The 1335-nt window shown below is 67.1% G+C and carries 2 protein-coding genes; both read left to right on the top strand.

All coding sequences use genetic code 11. The features are described 5' to 3' along the window. The first annotated feature begins 60 nt into the window (after positions 1–60). The gene (locus tag GJQ66_RS12085; protein ID WP_155049615.1) at positions 61–378 is read left to right on the top strand and encodes a helix-turn-helix domain-containing protein; all 318 of its coding nucleotides are present in this window, start codon (positions 61–63) and stop codon (positions 376–378) included. Between the two features lie 50 nt (positions 379–428). Further along, a complete protein-coding gene (locus GJQ66_RS12080; protein ID WP_230379568.1) occupies positions 429–1325 on the top strand; it encodes an integrase core domain-containing protein in 897 nt (298 codons plus the stop codon). The last annotated feature ends 10 nt before the right edge of the window (positions 1326–1335 follow it).

Here is a 1335-nt window from a genome sequence, read left to right as displayed (position 1 = left end):
TGTCGCGCGTCAGACTTTGTGGCAGGACCATTGATTGAGTCCTGAGCGGAGAGTTTGACCATGGGTAGACCACCACTGATCCCGGTGGAGAAGAAGACGAGGATCGTGCTGAGCATCCTCGCCGGCGAGATGACCATCGCCGAAGCGGCTCGGCGGGAGAAGGTCAGCGAGCAGTCGATCGGCCGATGGAAGGCGGACTTCCTCGAAGCGGGGAAGACCGGGCTCGCGGCGGGCAAGTCCGGGCCGTCGACGCGGGAGCAGCAGCTCGAGGCGGAGGTCGCGGACCTGACCCAGGCGCTCGGCGAAGCCGCGGTTGAGATCCGGGTGTGGAAGAAGTCGGCGGAGGGCCGGTTGGGCCCTTCGAAGACCTCGAGGTGATCCGCGTCGAGGCGGGCATGTCGACTTCGAGGTTCTGCAGGCTGATCGACATGCCCGAGCGCACCTGGCGGCGCTGGCAGGCCAAGGCGCGCCAGGAGCGGCCGCCGAAGGGGCCGTGGCCGCAGCCCGCGAGGGACGCCGCCCGTGACCTGGCGACCAAGCATGCGCTGAAGCACCCGGCGTGGGGTCACCGGAAGATCTGGGCGCTCACCCGTCACGACGGCCACAAGGTGTCGCAGGCGACCGTGCTGCGGTTGTTGCGCGACGACGGGTTGATCCTGCCGTCGGAGTATCAGAAGCAGCGGCGTGAGCTGGCGAAGGATCGGAAGGCGGCGTTCGCGCGCAACCCGACAGGCCCGAACCAGGTCTGGCAGTTGGACTTCAGCGAGTTCGAGACTACGCAGGGCGGGACCTGGCGGATCGCGGGATGTCGGGACTGGTACTCGAAGGTCGAGCATCCGTTCCACGTGTCGCCGACCGCGAACCAGTACGACGCGATCGCCGCGATCGAGCTCGCCCTCGCCGACTACGAGCAGATGTTCGGGCACCCGCTCGTCGACGAATGCGAGGTCGACCCCGACACCGGTGAGCTGCTGCCGGTGGTGACGATCGTCACCGATAACGGCGGCCCGTTCCGGTCGCTGAACTTCGAGCTGCTCATCATGCGGCACCCCGAGCTGCGGCACGTCCGCACCCGGGTGCGCTCTCCCGGGCAGAACGGGTCACGCGAACGCGGGTTCGGGACGCTGAAGTACGAGCGGCTGTTCCTCGACGAGATCCCCGACGCGTTGACGCTGATCGAGCGGGCAGAGGACTACCGCGCCGAGTACAACACCGAGCGTCCTCACGAGGCGATCGCCTGGAACCGGCCGATGGAGGTGCACCTGGGCTTGGCCGACCCCACCATCCCCACCTTTGAAAGAGAAGAAATCCTGCCAACTACTTGACGCGGGACAG

It is taken from the genome of Microbacterium sp. ZXX196, from assembly GCF_009709595.1.
GTDB classification, from domain to species: Bacteria; Actinomycetota; Actinomycetes; order Actinomycetales; family Microbacteriaceae; genus Microbacterium; species Microbacterium excoecariae.
This window is presented reverse-complemented; position numbering and strand designations above follow the sequence as displayed.

Bases quoted from the DNA above. Each gene is read 5' to 3' on its own strand.
- GJQ66_RS12085 (WP_155049615.1), top strand. From the start codon at position 61: ATGGGTAGACCACCACTGATCCCGGTGGAGAAGAAGACGAGGATCGTG.
- GJQ66_RS12080 (WP_230379568.1), top strand. From the start codon at position 429: ATGCCCGAGCGCACCTGGCGGCGCTGGCAGGCCAAGGCGCGCCAGGAG.